This is a genomic window from Streptomyces sp. NPDC058632 (assembly GCF_042717095.1).
Taxonomy (GTDB): Bacteria; Actinomycetota; Actinomycetes; order Streptomycetales; family Streptomycetaceae; genus Streptomyces.
Genome location: NZ_JBHXQZ010000064.1, coordinates 24499 through 46973 on the forward strand (window position 1 = coordinate 24499; position 22475 = coordinate 46973).

The window sequence follows — 22475 nt, forward strand, 5'->3', positions numbered from 1 at the left end:
ATCCGGACCAAAGAGGGACGGACGTCAGGTGAATCGGGGGTTGCCTGCGTCTCTTCCGGGGGCGGTGCGAGCCTCATAGGGTTCGCAGAGGGATCCTCACGCGCGGGACGCGGGGGACCAATGGGGCGGGAGGCCGACGAGGCGTGGCAAACGCGGAACACAGGGGGCGACCGACGGAGGCTTTCACAGCCACGGCCGTCGGCGACACCGGAACACGCCTGCACACGGTGCGACTCGGGCTGTGGCTGCTCGCCGCCGTCCTCGCCGTACGCCAGGTCGCCGCCGTCCTGACCACCCCGCGCGGGGAGCGGCTCACGGACCTCGAGACCTGGTTCGGACACGACGGCGTGCTGCAGGTCAGCGGCTCGCTCTACGCATCGACCCGTTTCACCGGTACGCCGTTCGGCGGGCTCGTCCTCAAACCCCTCACCCGATCGGCCGAACAAGCGCTCGGCTGGGGCTGGACCTTCGGCACGCTGCTGCTGGTCGTCGCGCTGGGCCTGATCGCCGCCCGCGCCCTGCCCCAGCCGGTCGGCCGCCGCACCGCGCTGCTGGCCGCGCCGGTCGCGATCAGCCTGCTCATGCTGTCCCTGCCGGTGCGCAACACCCTGTGGCTCGGGCAGACCAGCATCATCCCGGTCCTCCTCGTCCTGCTGGGCTGCTTCGTCGCCCGCGGGCAGCGGGCCGGCGGCATCCTGATCGGTGTCGCCGCCGCCCTCCAGCCGACCCTGCTGCTCTTCGCCCCGCTGCTGTGGTTCACCGGCCGCCGCCGGGCCGCCGCCGCGTCCGGCATCACCTTCGCCACGGGCACCGCGCTCGCCTGGGCCGCGCTGCCCCGGGACTCGTACACCTACTGGGTGCACCACATGGCGGGCGCCGGACTCGGCGGCCGGGCCGACGACCTCGCCAACCAGTCCCTGCACGGCGCCCTGCTCCGCCTGGGCGCCGAGGGCCCCCTGGAGATCGGCCTCTTCCTGCTGCTCGGCGCGGCCGTCGCCACCCTCGGCCTGCGCCGCGCGGTGCGCTACGCCCGCGACGGCCAGCTGCTGCTCGCCGTCGCGATCACCGGCTGCACCGCCATCGCCGTCTCCCCGACCGCGTGGCAGCACCAGCTGCTGTGGGTGCTGCTCACCGTCGTCGGCACGGTCGGCAGACGTGCCTCCGACCGGCTGGTGTGGCCCGTCGCCGTCGTCCTGGTGATGACGCTGCCGGCCCCCATGATCCTGCCGAACATGGCGGCCCTCCACCCCGTCCGCGACAACATCGTCCTGCTCGCCGCGCTCGCCGCCGCCACGGCGATCCCGTTCCTGTCGCGGACCTCGCCGTACTTCCAGGCGCCCGTCCCGACCCGGTACGCCGACCCCGTCCCCACCCGCTTGCGGTACGTTCCGCTGCTGCCGTTCCTGCGCCGGGTGCTGACCCGCCCCAACCTCCTGCTGGAACTGCTGCTGATCCGGGTCACCTACGCCGCCTACTCCAAGGTGCGGCTCGCGGCGACCGGCGGCCGGGAGCGGGCGGAGGAGCACGCCCGGCAGATCCTCGACCTCGAGCGTCTGCTCCACCTGGACATCGAGCACGCGGTCAACCACGCCGTCGTGCAGATCGGCTGGCTGCGGAACTTCTTCGACTTCTACTACACGTCGTTCCACTTCTTCGTCCCGCTCACCGTCCTCGGCCTGCTGTACTGGCGGCGCCCCGTCGACTACCGCTGGGCGCGCGCGAGCCTGGGCTTCACCACGCTGCTGGCCCTGGTCGGCTTCTGGCTCTACCCGCTGGCCCCGCCGCGCCTGATGCCGAACCTCGGGATCATCGACACCGTGCACGGCGTGCAGGACTTCTCCAAGCCGGACTACGGCACCCTCACCGCCCTCACCAACCAGTACGCGGCGATGCCGTCCCTGCACTTCGGCTGGTCCCTGTGGTGCGGCCTGGTCATCGCGATCATCGCGCCCAGGATGTGGATGAAGGCGCTCGGCCTGCTCCACCCCCTGTTCACCGTCGCCGCGATCGTCGCCACCGGCAACCACTGGATCCTGGACGCGGTGGGCGGCGCCCTCGTCGTCGCGGCCGGCTTCGGCCTGACGTACCTCTTCCAGGGGCCGCGGGCACGGGTGGTGACGACCGCCGCCGCCGTCACCGATACCGAGCCGGCGCCGAAGTCCACGGACGGGAAGTTGCCGGGCCCCGCCCCTACGCCACCCGTGCGGGAGGACCCGGTCCGGAAGTAGCGACACGGTGCTGTATACGCGGGCGTATCCTGCCGAGCACTTCGGTGTCGAGGCGACGGACGACGAGAGCGCGGCGACGGGGCGCAGGCTCCGGGAGGCGTTCGCCCGCCGGCAGGGTGAGGCCTCCGGGTGATCCTGCACCGTCTTGTCCTCGGCACACCGACTCTCCTGGCGTTGTCGGGCAACCGGCAGGTGTCCGCGCTCGTCCACCGCGCTCACTTCGAGACCGGCACACGCCTGTGGGTGCCCGCGTTGTCGGTTCTGGAGGCCGGCCGCGAGTCCGGAGGCCGGCCGCGAGCGCCTGGGGACCGCCGAGCACGTGGGGCGGTTGGAGGTCGTCCATACGGTCGATCCGGACCGTCCGGCGGTGCCGACGGTCGGCCGGCTGGAGCGGGACGGAGTGCCGCCGGAAGGGGGAGCGGCGATCCACACGGCACGGCATCTGCCCGAGTGGGGGGCCGACGCGCTCACCGCCACCGTCGACGCGAAGGCGCACAAAGGGTGTGGGGTACCGGTGCCCGATCTCGAACGGTGAGGGCTCGGCGGCGAGGAATCGACGGTGAGCTCCGCCGTGAACGGCGAAAGCGGCGGCCCCGGGGATCTGGGGGCCGCCGCTTCCGGTCTGCGGGGTGCTGCTGGGTGACGCGGGTGGTACCGGGGTGGTGCCCGGGCCGGTCAGTACCAGTTGTTGGCCTGCCAGAAGTCCCAGGCGGCGCACGGGCTGCCGTAGCGCTCGTTCATGTAGCCGAGGCCCCACGAGATCTGGGTGGCGGGATTGGTCTTCCAGTCCGAGCCGGCCGACGCCATCTTCGAGGCGGGCAGGGCCTGGACCAGGCCGTAGGCGCCGCTGGAGGCGTTGGTGGCGGTCGGGTTCCAGCCGCTCTCGTGCTGGACGATGTTCGAGAAGCACTGGTACTGCGCGGAGTCGCCGATCATCGACTGTGCGGTCGCCTGGGCCGAGCCCGTGGCCGTGGTGGCTGCCTGCGCGGGGGCGGCGGCGATCAGCGTGCCGCAGGCGGCGGCGGCGAGGGCGGCACCGGCGACGGCCTTCTTCGGGGTGGCGACGGTGCGGAGGATGGAAGCGGCGGACACGTGGAGCCTTTCTTCGGGTACAGGGCGGTCGTCGTGGGCCCGGTGCCCGAACACCTGGGGTGCGTGGGGCGGGGCACACGGTGGCGCCGCGGCCCGTGGGGGCACGTCGGCGCCCGGCGACTGCTCCACAGAAACAGCTTCCGGCGTTTGTCCGCAAAGGTCCCTTTTACTAGCCCTGGTCGCATTCAGGGGAAATGCGGTTCTGGGGCGGCGGCCATCCGCGCAGGTCGGGGGCGACGGGCGAGGGGTGGGGGAGGACGTGAGGGCTACGACCCCGCTTCGTATGTGACCCGGGTCATGTGGGGTGCCTCACGACGGACCGTCAGCCGCGTCACTGTCGGCGCGCACGGGGCCACTCAGGGGTGGCCGGTGAACGTGACCGGCGTCTCGAAGGCCGCCCTGCGGGTGGCGCGGCGCAGGGCGCGGAGGACCGGGGCGCCCAGGGTCAGGGCCAGGACGACGGTGAGCAGGGCCCGGCCCAGGTCCCAGCCCAGCGACGTGGCCAGGCAGTACGTCAGGAAACGGGCCAGGTTGGCGGGGACCGACGCGTCCGGGTCGAAGGAGATGTTCGAGGCGAGGGCGGCCATGAAGGGCCAGCCCGCCATGTTCATCACCGTGCCGTAGGCGATGGCCGCCAGGAAGCCGTAGGCGGCGAGCACGCACAGCTCCGCCCGGCCCCGCAGCCGGTCCGGGCCCGGGAGCAGGCCCGCGCCCATCGTGAACCAGCCCATCGCCAGCATCTGGAACGGGAGCCACGGGCCCACCCCGCCCGTGAGCAGCGCGGACGCGAACATCGTCACCGAGCCGAGCACGAAGCCGAAACCCGGCCCGAGGACCCGGCCACTGAGGACCATCAGGAAGAACATGGGTTCCAGGCCCGCGGTCCCCGCGCCGATGGGGCGCAACGCCGCGCCCGTCGCCGCCAGGACGCCCAGCATCGCCACCGCCTTCGGGCCCAGGCCCGACTCCGAGATCGTCGCCGCCACCACCCCGACCAGCAGCACGAGCAGCCCCGCGAACAGCCACGGCGCGTCCTGCGCGTGGGCGTTGAGCGTGGAGGCGGGCGGGGCCAGGAAGGGCCAGCCGAACGCCGCCACGCCCACCGCGCTCACCAGGGCCAGCGCGATCAGCGAACGCGGGCCCAGGCGGACGGCCCGCGCCTGGCGCTGGGTACCGGTGGCCGTGCCCGTGGCCGGGGTGGGTGCGGGTGTCATGACAGGGCCTCCCGGACCCGGGAGACCGTGAGCCAGTGCTGCGGGGCCAGGATCTTCGCCACCTGCGGGGCGAAGGACGGTGACGCGAGGACCACCTCGGCCGCCGGGCCGTCGGCGATGACCTCGCCCTCGGCGAGGAGAACGACCCGGTGGGCGAGTTCCGCCGCCAGCTCCACGTCGTGCGTGGCCAGGACGATCGCGTGCCCCTCGGCGGCCAGCCCGCGCAGGACGGACACCAGACGGGCCTTCGCCGCGTAGTCCAGGCCGCGGGTCGGCTCGTCGAGGAGGAGCAGCGGCGGACGGGCGGCGAGGACGACCGCCAGGGCGAGGGTCAGGCGCTGGCCCTCGGACAGGTCGCGCGGGTGGCTGTCGTCCGCGATGCCGGGCAGCAGCTCCGACAGCAGGGCGCGGCAGGTGCCCGGCTCCGCCTCCGCGTCCCGGTCGGCGGCGGCACACTCCGCGGCGACCGTGTCCGCGTACAGCAGGTCCCGCGGCTCCTGCGGGACGAGCCCCACCCGGCGGACCAGGTCGCGGGGGCGGGTGCGGTGCGGCACGGCGTCACCGGTGCGGACCGCACCGGCGGACGGTTCCACGAGCCCGACCAGCGCGCCGAGCAGCGTGGACTTGCCGGCGCCGTTGCGGCCCATGAGCGCGATCGTCTCGCCGGGGGCGACCGTCAGATCGACGTGGCGCAGCGCCCGGACGCCGCCCCGGCGGACGGCCAGGGCGCGGACCTCGGCCACGTGGCCGGGGGTGGGGGCGGGCGTGGCTGCCGTACCCGACCGCTTGCGGGGGAACAGGGAGAAGGGGGTCCTGCGGGTGAGGGAGGGAGCGGTGGAGGCGGTGAGGGCTGCCGGGGGTTTCCGGGCGGGAGCCGGTGCCGTTGCCGTCACCGTCGCGGACATGGCCTCCGCTTCCGAGAGGCGCTCGCGCAGGGGGGCCGCGCGGCGGCGGGCGTCGCGTACGGTCAGCGGGAGCGGGGACCAGCCGGCGAGCCGGCCCAGGGCCACCACCGGCGGGAACACCGGCGACACCGCCATCACCTCCGCCGGGGTTCCGAGCAGCGGGGGTTCGCCCGGTCCCGGCAGCAGCACGACCCGGTCGGCGTACTGGACGACGCGTTCCAGGCGGTGCTCGGCCATGAGGACGGTGGTGCCGAGATCGTGGACCAGACGCTGGAGCACCGCGAGGACCTCCTCGGCCGCCGCCGGATCCAGCGCGGACGTCGGCTCGTCGAGGACCAGCACCCGGGGGTGCGGGGTGAGGACCGAGCCGATGGCGACGCGCTGCTGCTGGCCGCCGGAGAGCGTGGAGAGGGGGCGGTCGCGCAGGTCGGCCAGGCCCAGCAGGTCCAGCGTCTCCTCCACGCGACGGCGCATCACGTCCGCGGGCAGGCCCAACGACTCCATGCCGTAGGCGAGTTCGTCCTCGACGAGGTCCGTCACGAAGTGCGACAGCGGGTCCTGGCCCACCGTCCCCACCACGTCGGCGAGTTCGCGCGGCTTGTGGGTACGGGTGTCGCGGCCGGCCACCGTGACCCTGCCGCGCAGGGTGCCGCCCGTGAAGTGCGGGACGAGACCGCTGACCGCGCCCAGCACCGTGGACTTGCCGACCCCGGACGGCCCGGCGAGCAGGACGAGTTCGCCCTCCGGGACCTCGAAGTCGACGCCCCGTACGGAGGGTTCGGGGGAGCCGTCGTACGTCACGGAGACGTTCTCGAAGCGGATCACGACGGCTCCTTGCCGGTGGTGTCCCCGGGGGCGGGGGTGACGAGGGCGGGGAGCAGACCGATGAGCACGGCCGCCGCCGGCCACAGGGGCAGCGTGGGCGCGACCAGCGGCACCACGCCGGGGTGCAGGGCCGCCGGGTCGCGTGCGGCGGCGAGGGCCAGCAGTGCCGCGACCGCCGTGCCGCAGCCGGCGACCAGCCACGCGCGGGCGTCCCAGCGGTCCGGGCGGTACCGGGTGCGCACGGAACGCCGGCCGCCCAGCCACAGCCCCGCGAGCGCGGCGGCCAGACCGGCGAGCAGCACGGGGACGCCGTACGCGGCGCCTTCGGCGGTGAGCAGCCCGTACGTACCCGCGCAGACGCCGAGCAGCCCGCCGAGGGTGAGGGCGCCGGTCGTACGCCGGACCCCGGCCGGGACCTGTGCCGTACGACCGTAGCCGCGGGCGTCCATCGCGGCGGCGAGCGCGACCGAACGCTCCAACGCGCCCTCCAGCACCGGGAGTCCGACCTGGAGCAGGCCCCGGACCCCGCGGTCGGGGCGGCCCCGCAGCCGGCGGGCGGCACGCAGCCGCTGGACGTCCGTGATCAGACTCGGCGCGAAGGTCAGCGCCACGACCACGGCCACGCCCATCTCGTACAGCGCGCCGGGCAGGGACTTCAGCAGGCGGGACGGGTTCGCGAGGGCGTTCGCGGCGCCGACGCAGATGAGCAGCGTGGCCAGCTTCAGCCCGTCGTACAGGGCGAACGTGAGGGCCTCGGCCGTGACCCGGCCGCCCAGGCGGATGCCCTGCGCCCAGTCGGGGAGCGGGACTTCGGGCAGATCGAGGAGGACGTGCGTACCGGGAACGGGGGAGCCGAGGACGATCGCGAAGAGCAGCCGGATGACGATCACGGCCAGCGCCAGCTTGACGAACGCGCCGTACGAACGGGCCCAGGGGGCGTTCGGCCGGCGGACGGCCACGACGTACGCGGAGACCACGACCAGGAGGGCGAGCAGCAGCGGGTTGGTGGTGCGGGTCGCGGCGACACCGAGGGCCAGCGCCCACAGCCACCACGCGCCGGGGTGCAAAGGGGTGCCCTGCCGGCGGCGGGGGGCGGGGGCGGCGCGCTCCCGTGGCCGGCCGCCGCCGGGCAGGTCGGGCAGGCCGGGCAGGCCGGGCCGGGAGGTTCCGGCAGCCCCGGCGGTCCAGGAGGGTTCAGCCACGACGGCGTACCTGCCAGAAGGCCGCCGCCCCGAGCAGCGCCACCACGGCGATTCCGGCGACGAGGCCGAGGGACGGACCACCGCCCTCCTCGGACGCGGAGGAGTCCGGCGAGTCCGGGGAACCGGTCTCCCCGGACGCGCCCTCGGACCCGTCCCCGGTCTCCTTGCCGGGCGCCGACCCGTCCGTCCCCGACACCTGCTCCCCGCACCCGCGTTGCGGGTATCCGACGATGGCGCACAGCAGGGCGTTGGTGTCGTAGCGCAGGGGCTCGGCGACGGAGGCCAGGGCCTCGGCGGTACTGGCGTCGGGGGCGACGCGGGCGCAGGCGGTGCGGTTCGCGGGCGGGGTCTCGCCGGACGGGGCGTCGTCGGCCGTACCGAAGTCGATGACGAGGGCCACCCGCTTGCTGCCGTCCCGCGCCGGAGTCCGCGCGCAGATGTCGGCGAAGTCGGCGGCGCCCCGGGGCTGCGCCGAGTCGCCGGACTCCTCGCTGACGGCGAAGCGGAAGCCCTGGACGTCGCCGTCTGCGGGGCGGGCGACGGACGGGCCCTGGGTGGCGTACGTCCAGGTCTCGCCGTCGAGGTCCCAGAACGACCAGTACCGGTAGCCGGCGGCCTGCGCCTGGCCCACGCCCGCCGACAGGGGCAGGAGCGCGGTCAGGAACAGGACGGCGGCCCGGCCGGCCGCGCCGGACCGGCGGATCACGGCTGCTGCCTCTTCTTCCGGCCGTTCACCAGGAAGGCCACGACGGCACCGGCGACCAGGAGGGCCCCGAGGACCCACCAGATGCCGGACCCGGAGCCCGAGTCGTCCTTCTCCTGCTCGTCCTTCGCGTCCTTCTCGCCCTGTGCGCCGGAGGTACCGGCCGCCTGCGCGGCGGGCCCGGTGGCGGTCAGCTGCTTCACCAGGTCCGTGCCGCCGAAGGCGCGCGGGTCGGTGCCGGTCGCGTGGGCGGCGAAGATCAGCTGGGCGTAGGCGGCGGGGCCGCTCCCGGCGGCCCAGCCGGCGGCGTTCTTCTCCAGCCAGGCCGCGGACTTCGCGGCCGGCCCGGTGGCACCCTGCGCCGCGAGCGCGACCACCGCGTCGGCGGTGTTGCCGTAGTCGGGCTGGTCCTCGGCGCCGGGGAGCGCGGAGACGAGGTGACCGTCCGCGGCGAGCGCGTCCGTGAGGTAGGCGGCGCCGTTGGCGGCGGCCTGCCCGGGCGTCCCGGCCTTCTCGCACGCCGTGTCGTCCGCCTCGTCCGACGCCCCGCCCGCGTCGGGCTCGACCACGAGGCCCGCACCGAGGGAGCCGGCCACGCCCGCCGCGGTGGCGTCGGCGTTGGCGATCAGCTCGCCCTTCTTGTCCGGCTGGAAGGCGAAGGCACCCGCGCCGTCGCCCTTGTCCGCGCCCTTGGCGTCGCACGGTATCGCCAGCGTCAGCAGGGCGTCGTAGGGGGACTTGCCGCCCTTGACCACCTCGGCCGGCTTCTCGCCCGCGGCGGCGAACGCGCCGACGACGACGGACGTGGAGTTGGCGTCGCTGGCCCCGCCCGGCGTGTAGCCCCAGCCGCCGTCCTCGTTCTGCACGGACTTCAGCCAGTCGACGGCCTTGCCGGTGACGGCGTCGTGCCCCCCGAGCGCGGCGAGGGCCTGCACGGCGGCGGCGGTCTGGTTGGTGTCGACCATGGTCTTTGCGTCGCACGCCGTGCCGGGGTCGGCGCGGAACGGGGCGAAGGAGCCGTCGGCGCACTGCTGGCCGGTCAGCCAGTCGACGGCCGCCTTCGGCGGCTCGACACCCACCGTGTCCTGGGCGAGCAGGGCCAGCGACTGGCGCCACACGCCGTCGTACTGCGGGTCGCTCTCCCCGTACAGGGCGGAGGGCAGGGCCTGCTGGGACGGCGAGGGGGACGGGGACGAGTCGGCGGAGGCCGGTACGGCGGCGCCGATCACGGCGACGGCGGCCAGGGCCGCTGCGCTGCTGCGGACGTTCATGATCGGCGGGTGCCTCTCCCTGTGGGGAGCCGGGCGGCACGGGACACCCCGGCGGCTCGGCTCCGTATACCTCGACGGTGCCGCGCACCGGCGGACCGCCGGACGCGTGAGCCGGTCACGTTCCGTCCGGGGCGTTCCGGCTCGCCGCCTCGACGGACGGCTCACGGTAGGGGTCTCCCCGAATCGAGCGAAGTCGAGACTTGGGGAAGGGCCGGCGCCGGAATTGCGCCGGCTTCCCCCCGTACGGGTGTGATCACGACGTCGCCACTGTACCCGCCCGTAGGAAAGCGGTCAGGAGCGGCCCGAAGAGGGTGGCCGGGGTCACCGGCGGCGTACGTCACCGCTCGCACCGCCGTGTATGCCGCCGGCCCGCCCCGTGGGTTTCGGGGCGGGCCGGCGGGTCTGCCTGTGGTGCCGGAACGGGGCGGTCAGGACGCGGTGCAGGCGCCGACGCGCGGTGGTGTCGTGTTGCCGTTCGTCATGACGGTGAACCCGAAGCTGGTCGACGCGCCGGCCGCCAGTGAGCCGTTGCCGTTGGGCCGCATCGTCATCACGTTGCCGCTGCCGTCCCAGCTGGGTGAGCCGTTCCAGGTGGTCGTGACCTTCTGCGGGGACGTCACCGTGACGTTCACCGACCAGTTGCTGATCGCCGAACTGCCCGCGGTGATGGTCACCCTGCCGTTGAAGCGGTCGCCCCACACCTCCGCCCTGCTGTAGACGGCGGTGCAGCCCGCGCCCGGGTTGCCGGGGTCGCCGCCACCGCCGTCGGAGCCGCCGAGTGCGTTCAGCACCGCGTGGTAGGCGGGCTTCTTGTTGTAGTTGTCGTCGAACAGCAGGGGTGTTCCGCCCGACCGCCACGAGTACTTGTCCGGGATGCCCCACACCGTGATGCCGGTGCACCGCGACACCGCGAGGCAGGCCGTGACGACATTGCCGTAGTGGGTGGCCTGGGTCGTGCCCGAGCCCTCGATGTCCAGCTCGGTGATCTGCACGTCCACGCCCAGGTCGGCGAAGCGCTGGAGGTTGGCCCGGTAGTCGGAGGGGACCGGGGAGGCGCTGTTGAAGTGGGACTGGAAGCCCACGCAGTCGATGGGCACGCCACGGGACTTGAAGTCGCGGACCATGTTGTAGACCGCGTTGCTCTTCGCGTTGATGCTGTCGGTGTTGTAGTCGTTGTAGCAGAGCTTGGCGTTCGGGTCGGCCGCGCGGGCCGTGCGGAAGGCCTCCTCGATGAAGCCGTTGCCGAGCCGGTCCTGGAAGGGCGAGCTGCGCCGGGCGCCGCTGTTTCCGTCCTGGAACGCCTCGTTGACCACGTCCCAGGAGTGGATCTCGCCCCGGTAGTGCGCCATGACCTGGTTGATGTGGTTGTTCATCGCCGAGCGCAGGTCGGAGGTGCCGAGGCCGGAGACCCAGCCGGGCAGCTGGGAGTGCCACACCAGGGTGTGCCCGCGGACCGCCATGCCCCGGCTCTGGGCGTGGTTCACGATGCGGTCGGCGTTGCCGAAGCTGAACGAGCCGCGGTTGGGCTCGAGGGCGTCCCACTTCATCTCGTTCTCGGGCGTCACCGAGTTGAACTCGGTGTTGAGCGTGTTGACGTACTGCGCCTCGCCCAGGTGGTTCGCGGCGACCGCGGCACCGAAGTAGCGGCCCTTCTCGGCCGCCGCCGCGCCCAGGGTGTCGGCGGCGTGCGCGGTGCTCTGGGGGAGCGCCACGAGCGCGGTCACGGTGAGCAGCGCGGTCGCGGCGACGGTCAGGGGGCCCCTGGCCGCCCCGGCTCTCGTCTTTCGGACTCCAATTTTGATCATGCGCATGTCATCCCTTCCCCGGTGGGGGTGCCGTAAGTGGTGCGGATGTGCGGGTGTGCGGGGTTCGTCTGCTGCCGTGCTTGCCCTGCGTGCCCAGAGGTCCGAAGTCCGCATCGGACGTTCGAATGTTTCGGAATGAATTCCGAATGGCAGCGCAGACAATATGAACGAACGGAGGGGAGGTCAACCGTCCGTGCGCAACTGGAGTGCGTATGGCTGAAGGGTGACAGGTGTGGAGTGAGGAGTGGCGCGTCGATCCGGCGTCGAAAGTTTCGACGCTCTCAGTCGGAATCCTTCGCTGCCGTCAGGTCGATCAGGCGGCACACCGTCTCTATGTCGATCTTGACCTGGGCGATGGAGGCCCGCCCCGACAGCCAGGTGATGAGCGCCGAGTGCCAGGTGTGCTCGATGACGCGGACCGCCGAGAGCTGCTCCGGCGTGGGGTCCTCGAGGCCCATGGAGTCCAGGATGATCGCCGTCGTCTGGCGGGAGACCTGGTCGACCTCCGGGCTCACGCTGCGGTCCGCGAACGTCAGGGCGCGCACCATCGCGTCGGCCAGCTGCGGCTCGCGCTGGAGCGCGCGGAAGGCCCGCATCAGGGTCTCGGCCACCCGTTCGGCGGCCGTCTCGCCCGCCGGCGGCCTCTTCCGCAGGGTGCCGTGCATGTGCTCCAGCTGGTCCTGCATCGTGGCCACCAGCAGGTGGATCTTGGACGGGAAGTACCGGTACAGCGTGCCCAGTGCCACCTGCGAGGACTCCGCGACCTCGCGCATCTGCACCGCGTCGAAACCACCCCGGCCGGCCAGCTGGGCGCTCGCGCGCAGGATGCGGCGCCTGCGTGCCTCCTGCTGCTCGGTCAGGGGTGAGGCAGGGGAGGTTCGGGTGGTGCCGGCTTCCATCTTCGCCGCCTTGTTCGCCTTGTCCCTGAGGGCTTCCGCGGGCATGGGCCCCGTTCCGTGACCGTCGGTGAGGGTTGGTGATCGGACAGCATGGCACGCATCCCGCCGTGGCGTGAATCACCTGATCCACTGCTCGCCGCGTCCTTACCTGCCGGTAGATTCGAAGCCTTGGAACGATCAACTCTATAACTTGTTCTAGGTTAGCGTCCCGGCGTACAGTCGCGGGACCATGCAGGGAGAAGGGGGCCCAGAGTGACCGCTGAGGCCAGTCAGACCGGGCTCTCGCAGGGCTCGGCCTCCGACGGCTTGCGACCGCTCCGCATCGCGCTCCTCACCTACAAGGGGAACCCGTTCTGCGGCGGACAGGGCGTCTACGTCCGTCACCTCTCCCGTGAGCTCGCCCGCCTCGGACACCGGGTCGAGGTCATCGGCGCCCAGCCCTACCCCGTCCTCGACGAGGGCTATGACGGGCTGAGCCTGACCGAGCTGCCCAGCCTCGACCTCTACCGCCAGCCGGACCCCTTCCGCACCCCGGGCCGCGGCGAGTACCGCGACTGGATCGACGCGCTCGAGGTCTCCACGATGTGGACCGGCGGTTTCCCCGAACCGCTGACCTTCTCGCTGCGTGCCCGCCGCCACCTGCGGGCCCGGCGCGGCGACTTCGACGTCGTCCACGACAACCAGACGCTCGGCTACGGCCTGCTCGGCGACGTCGGCGCGCCCCTGGTGACCACGATCCACCACCCCATCACCGTCGACCGGCAGCTGGAACTGGACGCGGCGGGGAGCAGGCGCCGGCGTGCGTCGGTGCGCCGCTGGTACGCGTTCACCACGATGCAGAAGCGGGTCGCCCGCCGCCTGCCCTCCGTGCTCACCGTCTCCGGCACCTCCCGTGACGAGATCGTCGACCATCTGGGCGTACGGCAGGACCGCATCCACGTCGTCCACATCGGCGCCGACACCGACCTGTTCTCACCGGACGTGTCGGTGCCCGTCGTGCCGGGCCGGATCGTGACGACGTCCAGCGCGGACGTGCCGCTCAAGGGCCTGGTCTTCCTCGTCGAGGCGCTGGCGAAGGTCCGGGCCGAACAGCCCGGGGCGCACCTGGTCGTCGTCGGCAAGCGCCCCGCCAAGGGGCCCGTCGCGCAGGCCATGGAGCGGCACGGGCTCGGCGACGCCGTCGAGTTCGTCAAGGGCATCTCGGACGCGGAACTGGTCGACCTCGTGCGCTCCGCCCAGGTCGCCTGCGTACCGTCACTGTACGAGGGCTTCTCGCTGCCGGCCGCCGAGGCCATGGCCACCGGCACCCCGCTGCTCGCCACGACCGGCGGTGCGATCCCGGAGGTCGCCGGCCGCGACGGCGAGACCTGCCTGGCCGTCCCGCCCGGCGACGCACAGGCGCTGGCCGTCGGACTGAACCGGCTGCTCGGCGACCCGGAACTGCGCGCCCGCCTCGGCGCGGCCGGACGGGAACGGGTGCTGCGGCACTTCACCTGGGCCCGCGCGGCCGAAGGCACGGTGGCCCGCTACCGCGAGGCGATGGCCCGCGCCGGGACCGCAGGGGCCGGTCCTGTCGTCGCCGGTCCCGCCACCGGCCCGGCGCCCGGGGCCGCTCGGACGCCCGTCGCAGAAGAATCCGTCACCTCCGACCGTGAAAGCAGGGCCACGTGCTGACCGTCGACTTCTCCCGGTTCCCGCTCGCCCCGGGCGACCGTGTCCTGGACCTCGGATGCGGTGCCGGCCGGCACGCGTTCGAGTGCTACCGGCGCGGGGCGCAGGTCGTGGCGCTGGACCGGAACGGCGAGGAGATCCGCGAGGTCGCCACGTGGTTCGCCGCGATGAAGGAGGCCGGGGAGGCGCCCGCCGGGGCCACCGCCACGGCGATGCAGGGCGACGCCCTCGCCCTGCCCTTCCCCGACGAGTCCTTCGACGTCGTGATCATCTCCGAGGTCATGGAGCACATCCCCGACGACAAGGGCGTCCTCGCCGAGATGGTCCGCGTGCTCAGGCCCGGCGGCCGCATCGCGGTCACCGTGCCGCGCTACGGGCCCGAGAAGGTGTGCTGGACCCTGTCCGACGCCTACCACGAGGTCGAGGGCGGCCACATCCGCATCTACAAGGCCGACCAGCTGCTGGCCAGGATGCGCGAGGCCGGCCTGCGCCCCTACGGCACCCACCACGCGCACGCGCTGCACTCGCCGTACTGGTGGCTGAAGTGCGCCTTCGGCGTGGACAACGACAAGGCGCTGCCGGTGCGCGCGTACCACAAGCTGCTGGTCTGGGACATCATGAAGAAGCCGCTGGCGACCCGCCTCGCGGAGCGGACCCTGAACCCGTTGATGGGCAAGAGCTTCGTGGCGTACGCGACCAAGCCGCACCTGCCGCGCGCCGACGTCACGACGGCGGCCACCGCCGCCACCGCCACGACGGCCGCCGGCGCCGGGACGGCCACCCCGTGACGGCCTCCCGGACAGAACACCTCGTCCTGCCCGGGGTCCTCACCGCCGAGCAGGCCGTCGAGACCGTCGCCGGCATCCTCGCCGTGCAGCGTGAGGACGGGGCCATCCCGTGGTTCAGGGGTCACCACCTCGACCCGTGGGACCACGTCGAGGCCGCGATGGCCCTGGACGCGGCGGGCGCCCACGAGGCCGCCGAGCAGGCCTATCTGTGGCTGGCCAGGCACCAGTTGGCGGACGGATCCTGGTACGCGGCGTACGCCGACGGCGACCCGGACGACGTCACCGACCGGGGGCGCGAGACCAACTTCGTCGCCTACGTCGCCGTCGGAGTCTGGCACCACTACCTCTCCACCGGCGACGACACCTTCCTGGACCGCCTGTGGCCCACCGTGTACGCGGCCGTGGAGTGGGTGCTGCGGCTCCAGCGGCCCGGCGGACAGATCGGCTGGCGGCGCGACGACGACGGAACGCCCACCGCGGACGCGCTGCTGACCGGGTGCTCCTCCGTCCACCACGCGCTGCGCTGCGCGCTGGCCATCGCCGAGCAGCGGGAAGAACCGCAGCCGGACTGGGAGCTGGCGGCCGGCGCGCTCCGGCACGCGATCCGGCACCACCCGGAGCGGTTCCTCGACAAGGACCGCTACTCGATGGACTGGTACTACCCCGTGCTGGGCGGCGCCCTCACCGACGCCGAGGCCAAGGAGCGGATCGAGGAGGGCTGGGACCGTTTCGTCGTCCCCGGGCTCGGGGTGCGCTGCGTGGTTCCCAACCCGTGGGTGACCGGCGGTGAGTCGGCCGAACTGGCCCTGGCCCTCTGGGTGATGGGCGAGTCCGACCGCGCGCTGGAGGTGCTCCAGTCCATCCAGCACCTGCGCGATCCGGAGACCGGCCTGTACTGGACGGGGTACGTCTTCGACGACGAGGCGGTCTGGCCGGTCGAGCTGACCGCCTGGACGGCCGGCTCACTGCTGCTGGCCGTCGCCGCGCTCGGCGGCCACGAGGCCACCTGCGCGGTCTTCGGCGGCGACCGCCTCCCCCGAGGCCTCGTCCCCGACTGCTGCGCCCTGGACTGAGCGGTACGGCTGCCGGGGACGGGCCGGCCCGGTGCTGCGGATGGGGGAGGGAGAGCGGAGGCTCTCGCGGTCAGCGGCGGTGGAGGCGGTTGGCGATGGCGTGGCCGATGAAGGGGTGGGCCACGGCGGCCAGGCCGTGACCGGCGACGGCACGGGCCCACTCCTCGTCGAACGTGCTGTGTTCTCCGGGGGCACGCCCCCGGGCCCCCGGATCACGTGACCGTTGGACCCGGGAGGGGAGGCCGGTCAGCGGCGGTGGAGGCGGTTGGCGATGGCGTGGCCGATGAAGAGGTAGACCACGGCGGCCAGGCCGTAGCCGGCGACGACACGGGCCCACTCCTCGTCGAACGTGAACAGATCACGTGACCAGCCGGCCAGCCAGTTGGCCGCGTCATGGACGAACTGGACCAGATCGTTGGCCCGGTTGGCGTCCAACAGGTACATCAGAATCCAGAGTCCGAGAATCACGGCCATGATGTCCGCGATCACCGCGACGACCGTTCCGGCGGAGTTGGAGCCACTGCGATTTCGTGGGGACATGGTGTCCTTCTGGCCCCGAAACCGCGATTGAAACCCGCACAACCGTACGACCGCCCGGGCGCCGACCGCACGACGACGGCCCCCCGCCCGGAAGGGCGAGGGGCCGCGCGTGGGGCGGAGGCGGAGCGGCGGGTCAGCCGCGCTGGATGCCCGAGGTGTCCTGGAGGACACCGCGACGGCCGTCCTGCGTCTGGGCGACGAGGGCCGGGCCGCGCTGCTCGACGGCCAGGTACCAGGTACCGGGGGCCAGTTCGGCGATCGGCGTCGGCGAACCGTCCTCCGGGAACAGCGGCCGGGGCACCGGCACCGCGAACCAGAACGGCGAGAAGTCACCGGCGGGCGGCGCGGCCGGCTGACCGGGCTGCTGGCCGGCGAACGACTGACCGGGCTGGCCCGGCTGCGGCTGACCGCCGAAGCCGGCCTGCTGCGCACCCGGGTAGCCGTAACCGCCGGGCGGCTGGGCGCCGTAGGGCTGCGGGGCGGCGGGCCGGGCCGCCGGCACGAGCGCGCCCTTGAGGGCCGGAACCAGCGGGGTGGCCACCGCGGCGGCGGCCATGACCAGCGTCGCGACGAGGGCCAGGATGAGGCCGATACCGGAGTCGGGCCCGTCGGAGGACGAACCGCTGGTGACGTTGTTCGCGCCACCGGCCGGATCGAAGATGTTGCCGAGCGCGCTCCAGGCCGCGAAGACGGTGAACGCGACCCCGAACTGGCCGAGGTCCAGCCCCGCGACCTTCGGCGGCTGCGGCAGGGCACGGGACGCGACGACGAGCGCCGCGCCGATGATGCCCGCCAGTACGACACCGAGCACGACCGGGCCGCTTCCCCACAGGCTGGGGATGACGTCGTCGGGAGCACCGTCGATCGAGTAGAGGTCGAGGAACGACGCGATGAACAGCAATACCGCTGCTCCGATCACCACGCCGTCGCCTCGAGTGAGGGAGCGGATATTCACTTCAGGTCCTTCTCGGTCGTCTCGTCGTCGGCAGAGGCGTCGCTGTCACCACGTCGCCCTCGGGGCCCGGTGTGAAGCGCGGGGGTGACCCCTCATCGTGAGGACGACACTATCGTCCGCACGATCGGGCTGTCCGCCCGGATCAGGGCGTCGATCCCTACCCACGCAGGAAACTCACGATTCCCTCGGAGATTCCCTGCGCCGCTTTCTGCCGCCAGGCACCGCTGGTCAGAAGTGCCGCGTCCTTGCTATCGCGCATGTTGCCGCACTCGACGAACACCTTGGGAACTGTTGACAGATTGAGACCGCCCAGGTCCTTACGCGTGACGAGACCGGTACCGCCGCCCACGTAGTTGGACGGCCCGTTGCCGGTGACGCGTACGAAGTTGCCCGCGATGTGCTCGCCGAGGTCGCGGGACGGTCCGACGATGGCCCGGGTGTCGGCGGCGCCGGAGTTCACGGAGCCGGGCAGGATCACGTGGAAACCGCGGTTCCCGGCGCCCGAACCGTCCGCGTGGATCGACACGACGGCATCCGCCTGCGCCTCGTTGCCGATCCGTGCCCGCTCGTCGATGCACGGCCCGAACGGCCGGTCGTCGTCCTGCGTCAGCCTCACCGTGGCGCCCTGCTCCTCGAGGAGCGCGCGCATCCGGTGGGCGACGTCCAGGGTGAACTTCGCCTCGGTGAAACCGTCGTTGGTGGACGTACCGGTGGTGTCGCACTCCTTGGAGTGGGTCCCGATGTCCACCTGGCGGTTGATCTCGGCGGTGTGCTGGAAATTGCCCGGGTTGTGCCCGGGGTCGATGACCACGACCTTCCCCTTGAGCGCCCCGGTCCCGGCCGGCGCGGACGCGGACGGGGAGGAGGAGGTGGAGGGGGAACCGGAGTCGGGGGAGGCGCTCGGCCTCTTGCCGTCCGGGTCGCCGTTCCCGCCCGGCCCACCCGACGGCGAGGCGCCGGCGGAGGAGGGTGCGCCGGAGGACGCCGAGGCGGACGCCCCGGCCGACGTACTCGCCTCGCCCCCGTCGTCGCCCGACCCGCCCACGGTCGCGTAGACGGCCCAGCCGAGCAGCGCGCCCGGTACGAGCGCGGCGAGCGCCACGGTCAGCGGTCCACGCCGGAAGCGGCGGGACCGCGGCGGATCGAAGTCGGGCCCTGTGTACGACACGCAGCCACCCTAACGGCCACCCGTACCGCCCTCGTCCCGATCGGGCGGCGTTCACCGCCCGCGGTGTCGACGGCCGGGCGGCACCCGTCTCAGATCCCGTCTCCCGTGCGGCGCAGGACGCGCAGCGAGTCCGTCGCCGGGAGTTCCGTGAAGGCGCCGGAGGCCAGGGCGCGGAGGTAGACGCGGTACGGGGCCTGGCCGGTGAACTCGTCGGCCGGGTCGGGGAAGACGTCGTGGATGACGAGGAGACCGCCCTCGGCGACGTGCGGGGCCCAGCCCTCGTAGTCGGCCGCGGCGTGCTCGTCCGTGTGGCCGCCGTCGATGAAGACCAGGGCGAGGGGGGAGTTCCACAGGGCCGCGGCCTTGGGGGAGCGGCCGACCAGGGCGACCACGTGGTCCTCCAGGCCCGCCCGGTGGAGCGTGCGGCGGAAGGCGGGGAGGGTGTCCATCACGCCCAGCTCGGGGTCGACCGTCTCCGGGTCGTGGTACTCCCAGCCCGGCTGCTGCTCCTCGCTGCCCCGGTGGTGGTCCACCGTGAGCGCGGTGACCCCGGCCTGGCGGGCGGCACCGGCGAGCAGGACCGTGGAGCGGCCGCAGTAGGTGCCGACCTCCAACAGCGGAAGACCCAGCCGTCCCGCCTCGGCCGCCGCCGCGTACAGGGCCAGGCCCTCGCCGACGGGCATGAAGCCCTTCGCCGCCTCGAACGCGGCCAGGACCTCGGGCTCGGGTGCCGGGGAGTCCGGCGTCGGCGTCGGGGTCGGCATCGGTTCCGGCGTCCTCTCGGTCGTGTGTCCTGGATGCATGGCCCGGGGCGCATGTCCTGAGCGCATGCCCAGGGTGCCCATGCTGCCGTACCGCCTGCCGTGCGGTTCGGCAGGGGTACCGGCGAGGAGTGCCGGGGAGGAGCGGCACCGGCCCGGCGGTCAGGCCGAGACCGGTCCGCGCAGGGCCTGCCCCGCGCGCTCCAGGTGGGCGTCCTCCTCGCTGCTCGCGCGCAGCCGCAGGGTGTTCGACGGGCGCCGGCCGGGGATGAACAGGGCCAGCACCAGGCCCACGGTCACCGCCGCCGTCGCGATCAGGAAGGAGAGGCGGAAGCCGTGCATGCTCGGGACCTCCGTCCCGCCCACCGTGTTCGCCGTACTGGCCAGCACCATCCCGACGACCGCGCTCGACACCGACGTACCGATCGAGCGCATCAGGGTGTTGAGGCCGTTGGCCGCGCCCGTCTCCGAGGCCGGGACCGCGCCGACGATCAGCGCGGGCAGGGAGGAGTAGGCGAGCCCGATGCCCGCGCCGATGACGACGGAGATGACGACGGGCCCCCAGACCGCGTGCAGCAGGCCCAGGCCGCCGCCGTAACCGGCCCCGATGATCAGCAGGCCCAGGACGAGGGTGACCTTGGGCCCGTAGCGGGCGGACAGGCGGGCGTAGACGGGGGCCGTGAACATCATCGTCACACCCAGCGGCGCCACGCACAGACCCGCCACCACCATCGACTGGCCGAGGCCGTACCCGGTGGAGGAGGGGAGCTGGAGCAGCTGGGGCAGTACCAGGGAGATGACGAAGAAGGAGACGCCGATCATGATCGACGCGAGGTTGGTGAGGAGGACCTCGCGGCGGGCGCTGGTGCGCAGGTCCACCAGGGGTGCGGACACCCGCAGTTCCATCAGGCCCCAGAGCAGGAGCACCACGACCGCCGCCCCGAACAGGCCGAGCGTGGTCCCGGAGGTCCAGCCCCAGTCGCTGCCCTTGGTGAGGGGCAGGAGGAAGAGGACGAGACCGGCGGACAGGCCCAGCGCGCCCGGCAGGTCGAAGGTGCCGGGCGCGCGGGCCGGGGACTCCGGTACGAGGGTCAGGGTGAGCGCGATGGCGAGGACGCCGAGGGCGGCCGCGCCGAAGTAGAGGGCGTGCCAGTCGGAGTTCTGGGCCACCAGCGCGGCGGCGGGCAGCGCGAGACCGCCGCCGACGCCTATCGAGGAACTCATCAGCGCCATCGCGGAACCCAGCCGCTCCGGGGGCAGCATGTCGCGCATCAGCCCGATGCCGAGCGGGATCGCGCCCATCGCGACGCCCTGGAGCGTACGGCCCGCGATCATCAGCAGCAGGTCGCTGGTGAGCGCGCTGACGAGCGCGCCGGCCACCATGACCGAGAGGCTGACGACCAGCATGCGCCGCTTGCCGTAGAGGTCGCCCAGGCGGCCCATGATGGGGGTGGCGACGGCACCGGAGAGCAGCGTCGAGGTCAGGACCCACGTGGCGTCGCCGGGCGTGGTGTCCAGCAGGCGCGGCAGATCCTTGATCACCGGGACGAGCAGGGTCTGCATCACCGCGACGACGATGCCCGCGAAGGCGAGCACCGGGACCACGGCCCTCCCCGCCCCGCCCACCCCGCCCGCTCCGCCCGCGGGACGGCCGTTCGTCGACTGCGTCATGTAAAGGGGCCTCCAGGCCGGGAAGGTGAGGTCGGCACGGGACACGACGTGCCGGATACGTGGGTACGGAACCTGTGTGCCGGGGCAACTATTCCGATGCTTTGGCATACTAATGATTTCTTGACCAATCCTTGGGCTCGCCCGGCGAAATCCCGGTGCAAGGGGTGCCGGACGGTTGAGACCATGACACCCATGCTCAGAGTCCCGGACGCCGCCACCGCCCGCGCACCCCGCCGCCGTACGCCGCCCCCGTGGCTGGCGGTGGTGCTCGCGTGCGTCGGGCAGTTCCTCGTCGTGCTCGACATCTCCGTGGTCAATGTCGCGCTGCCGTCGATGCGGACCGGCCTCGGGCTCAGCGAGCAGGGACTGCAGTGGGTGGTGAACGCGTACTCGATCGCCTTCGCCGGGTTCATGCTGCTCGGCGGACGCGCCGGTGACCTCTACGGGCGCAAACGGATGTTCCTCGTCGGCCTCGGCCTGTTCACGCTGGCCAGCCTGGCGGGCGGGCTGGCCCAGGACGACTGGCAGCTGCTGCTGGCGCGGGCCGTGCAGGGGCTCGGGGCCGCGGTCCTGGCGCCGTCCACCCTCACCCTCGTCACCTCGGCGGTTCCGGAGGGCCCCGCGCGGGCCCGCGCCATCGCGACCTGGACCGCCGTCGGCGCGGGCGGCGGCGCGGCCGGCGGTTTCGTCGGCGGGCTCCTTGTGGAGACCCTGTCGTGGCGGTGGGTACTGCTGATCAACGTGCCGATCGGGGTGCTGGTGCTGGCCGGCGCCGCCTGGTGGCTGGCGGAGGGCCGGGCCGGCGACGGACGGCGGCTCGACCTGCCCGGCGCGCTGCTCGTGACGGCCGGCCTCGCCACCCTGGCCTTCGGCATCTCCCAGACCGAGGCCGAGGGATGGACGGCGCCGCCCACCCTGGTGCCGCTCGGCGCCGGACTCGCCCTCATCGCCCTGTTCCTCCTCGTCGAGGCACGGGCCAAGGCCCCGCTGATGCCGCTCGGACTGTTCCGGGTGCGGTCGGTGTCGTCGGCGAACGTGGCGATGTTCCTGAGCGGCGCCGCCATGTTCTGCATGTGGTTCTTCATGACCCTCTACGCCCAGAACGTCCTCGGCTACACCCCGCTCCAGGCCGGCTTCGCCCTGGTGCCCAGCTCGCTCGCCGTGGTCGTCGGTTCCAAGATCGCGCCGCGGCTGATGCGTGCCGCCGGGGCACGGACCGTGGCCGTGCTCGGCACGCTCGTCGCGCTGTCCGGCTTCGCCTGGCAGTCGACGATGACGGCCGACGGCGCGTATCCGACGGCGATCCTGTTCCCCGGCATCCTGATGATGCTGGGCGCGGGCCTCGCCGGGACCCCGCTCGCCGCGCTCGCGACCTCCGGCACCGCGCCGGAGGAGGCCGGCCTGGTCTCCGGCCTGATCAACACCTCGCGCACGATGGGCGGTTCGCTCGGCCTCGCCGTCCTCTCGACGATCGCGGCGGCCCGTACGGGAGGCAGCACCACCCCGGAGGCCCTGACCGAGGGCTACGCCCTCGCCTTCCGTACCGGAACGGTGATCCTGGCGGCCGGCCTGGTCCTGATGTGGCTGTGGCTGCCCCGGAAGGCCGCGGCGGCCCACTGAGTTCGCCGGCGGAGGTGCCGGGGCCCGGACGCGTGTGAGGCACGGACAGCTGAGCGGCCCCGCTCGTCGTGCGACGAGCGGGGC

General features: G+C 73.1%; 20 protein-coding genes. 7 read left to right on the top strand and 13 right to left on the bottom strand.

The annotated features are described in order from the left end of the window. Nucleotides 1-143 precede the first annotated feature (143 nt). From ACFWVE_RS23395 to ACFWVE_RS23405, 3 genes are all read left to right on the top strand, one after another. Complete coding sequence (locus ACFWVE_RS23395; RefSeq protein WP_384017160.1) at nt 144-2228, top strand: bifunctional glycosyltransferase 87/phosphatase PAP2 family protein; 2085 nt, start codon at nt 144-146, stop codon at nt 2226-2228. 7 nt (nt 2229-2235) lie between these two features. Next, complete coding sequence (locus tag ACFWVE_RS23400) at nt 2236-2361, top strand: hypothetical protein (RefSeq protein ID WP_384017163.1); 126 nt, start codon at nt 2236-2238, stop codon at nt 2359-2361. 234 nt (nt 2362-2595) lie between these two features. Beyond that, complete coding sequence (locus ACFWVE_RS23405; protein ID WP_384017166.1) at nt 2596-2763, top strand: hypothetical protein; 168 nt, start codon at nt 2596-2598, stop codon at nt 2761-2763. A gap of 140 nt (nt 2764-2903) precedes the next feature. Here ACFWVE_RS23405 and ACFWVE_RS23410 read toward each other — a convergent pair whose 3' ends face one another. The 8 genes from ACFWVE_RS23410 to ACFWVE_RS23445 form a co-directional block, all read right to left on the bottom strand. Next, nucleotides 2904-3320 (bottom strand): transglycosylase SLT domain-containing protein, encoded by a 417-nt coding sequence (locus ACFWVE_RS23410; protein ID WP_384017169.1) that lies wholly within the window; start codon nt 3318-3320, stop codon nt 2904-2906. A 356-nt stretch (nt 3321-3676) separates the two neighbouring features. Next, nucleotides 3677-4534, bottom strand: coding sequence for an ECF transporter S component (locus ACFWVE_RS23415; RefSeq protein WP_384017171.1), 858 nt, complete (start codon nt 4532-4534; stop codon nt 3677-3679). Beyond that, entirely contained in the window at nt 4531-6264 is a 1734-nt protein-coding gene (locus ACFWVE_RS23420; RefSeq protein WP_384017174.1) for an ABC transporter ATP-binding protein, read from the bottom strand. Before ACFWVE_RS23420 ends, ACFWVE_RS23415 begins: the two co-directional genes overlap by 4 nt. Further along, complete coding sequence (locus tag ACFWVE_RS23425) at nt 6261-7397, bottom strand: CbiQ family ECF transporter T component (RefSeq protein ID WP_384017213.1); 1137 nt, start codon at nt 7395-7397, stop codon at nt 6261-6263. The genes ACFWVE_RS23420 and ACFWVE_RS23425 overlap by 4 nt, the downstream gene beginning before the upstream one ends. A gap of 61 nt (nt 7398-7458) precedes the next feature. Further along, complete coding sequence (locus ACFWVE_RS23430; RefSeq protein WP_384017177.1) at nt 7459-8172, bottom strand: SCO2322 family protein; 714 nt, start codon at nt 8170-8172, stop codon at nt 7459-7461. Then, entirely contained in the window at nt 8169-9440 is a 1272-nt protein-coding gene (locus ACFWVE_RS23435; protein WP_384017180.1) for a prenyltransferase/squalene oxidase repeat-containing protein, read from the bottom strand. The genes ACFWVE_RS23430 and ACFWVE_RS23435 overlap by 4 nt, the downstream gene beginning before the upstream one ends. Before the next feature lie 428 nt (nt 9441-9868). After that, on the bottom strand, nt 9869-11245 hold the full coding sequence (locus tag ACFWVE_RS23440) for an endo-1,4-beta-xylanase (RefSeq protein ID WP_384017181.1): 1377 nt from the start codon (nt 11243-11245) through the stop codon (nt 9869-9871). Between the two features lie 281 nt (nt 11246-11526). Continuing rightward, complete coding sequence (locus tag ACFWVE_RS23445; protein ID WP_384017184.1) at nt 11527-12189, bottom strand: TetR family transcriptional regulator; 663 nt, start codon at nt 12187-12189, stop codon at nt 11527-11529. A gap of 207 nt (nt 12190-12396) precedes the next feature. Between ACFWVE_RS23445 and ACFWVE_RS23450 the strand changes: the two genes are divergently transcribed. The 3 genes from ACFWVE_RS23450 to ACFWVE_RS23460 are packed head-to-tail and all read left to right on the top strand — an operon-like array spanning nt 12397 to nt 15676. Further along, nucleotides 12397-13818 carry a glycosyltransferase family 4 protein gene (locus ACFWVE_RS23450; RefSeq protein ID WP_384017186.1) on the top strand — a complete coding sequence of 474 codons (1422 nt, stop codon included), beginning with the start codon at nt 12397-12399 and terminating at the stop codon, nt 13816-13818. Beyond that, entirely contained in the window at nt 13812-14603 is a 792-nt protein-coding gene (locus ACFWVE_RS23455) for a methyltransferase domain-containing protein (RefSeq protein ID WP_384017189.1), read from the top strand. Before ACFWVE_RS23450 ends, ACFWVE_RS23455 begins: the two co-directional genes overlap by 7 nt. Further along, the gene (locus tag ACFWVE_RS23460; protein WP_384017192.1) at nt 14600-15676 is read left to right on the top strand and encodes a prenyltransferase; all 1077 of its coding nucleotides are present in this window, start codon (nt 14600-14602) and stop codon (nt 15674-15676) included. The genes ACFWVE_RS23455 and ACFWVE_RS23460 overlap by 4 nt, the downstream gene beginning before the upstream one ends. Before the next feature lie 246 nt (nt 15677-15922). Here the strand turns inward: ACFWVE_RS23460 and ACFWVE_RS23465 are convergent, their stop codons facing one another. From ACFWVE_RS23465 to ACFWVE_RS23485, 5 genes are all read right to left on the bottom strand, one after another. After that, nucleotides 15923-16216, bottom strand: coding sequence for a hypothetical protein (locus ACFWVE_RS23465; RefSeq protein WP_384017195.1), 294 nt, complete (start codon nt 16214-16216; stop codon nt 15923-15925). A 133-nt stretch (nt 16217-16349) separates the two neighbouring features. Further along, a complete protein-coding gene (locus tag ACFWVE_RS23470) occupies nt 16350-17171 on the bottom strand; it encodes a DUF5336 domain-containing protein (RefSeq protein WP_384017198.1) in 822 nt (273 codons plus the stop codon). Nucleotides 17172-17328: 157 nt separating this feature from the next. Continuing rightward, nucleotides 17329-18339, bottom strand: coding sequence for an N-acetylmuramoyl-L-alanine amidase (locus tag ACFWVE_RS23475; protein ID WP_384017201.1), 1011 nt, complete (start codon nt 18337-18339; stop codon nt 17329-17331). Between the two features lie 89 nt (nt 18340-18428). After that, nucleotides 18429-19103 (bottom strand): class I SAM-dependent methyltransferase, encoded by a 675-nt coding sequence (locus ACFWVE_RS23480; protein ID WP_384017204.1) that lies wholly within the window; start codon nt 19101-19103, stop codon nt 18429-18431. Nucleotides 19104-19262: 159 nt separating this feature from the next. Further along, nucleotides 19263-20771 (bottom strand): MFS transporter, encoded by a 1509-nt coding sequence (locus tag ACFWVE_RS23485; protein WP_384017207.1) that lies wholly within the window; start codon nt 20769-20771, stop codon nt 19263-19265. Between the two features lie 183 nt (nt 20772-20954). On the opposite strand from ACFWVE_RS23485, the gene ACFWVE_RS23490 reads away from it, so the two are divergent. Continuing rightward, entirely contained in the window at nt 20955-22391 is a 1437-nt protein-coding gene (locus ACFWVE_RS23490) for an MFS transporter (RefSeq protein WP_384017210.1), read from the top strand. The last annotated feature ends 84 nt before the right edge of the window (nt 22392-22475 follow it).

What these genes read in the sequence shown, in the direction of transcription:
- ACFWVE_RS23465 (WP_384017195.1), bottom strand. Translation starts at nt 16,216, where the DNA reads ATGTCCCCACGAAATCGCAGTGGCTCCAACTCCGCCGGAACGGTCGTC.
- ACFWVE_RS23490 (WP_384017210.1), top strand. Translation starts at nt 20,955, where the DNA reads ATGACACCCATGCTCAGAGTCCCGGACGCCGCCACCGCCCGCGCACCC.
- ACFWVE_RS23480 (WP_384017204.1), bottom strand. Translation starts at nt 19,103, where the DNA reads ATGCCGACCCCGACGCCGACGCCGGACTCCCCGGCACCCGAGCCCGAG.
- ACFWVE_RS23440 (WP_384017181.1), bottom strand. Translation starts at nt 11,245, where the DNA reads ATGATCAAAATTGGAGTCCGAAAGACGAGAGCCGGGGCGGCCAGGGGC.
- ACFWVE_RS23415 (WP_384017171.1), bottom strand. Translation starts at nt 4,534, where the DNA reads ATGACACCCGCACCCACCCCGGCCACGGGCACGGCCACCGGTACCCAG.
- ACFWVE_RS23435 (WP_384017180.1), bottom strand. Translation starts at nt 9,440, where the DNA reads ATGAACGTCCGCAGCAGCGCAGCGGCCCTGGCCGCCGTCGCCGTGATC.
- ACFWVE_RS23445 (WP_384017184.1), bottom strand. Translation starts at nt 12,189, where the DNA reads ATGCCCGCGGAAGCCCTCAGGGACAAGGCGAACAAGGCGGCGAAGATG.
- ACFWVE_RS23485 (WP_384017207.1), bottom strand. Translation starts at nt 20,771, where the DNA reads ATGACGCAGTCGACGAACGGCCGTCCCGCGGGCGGAGCGGGCGGGGTG.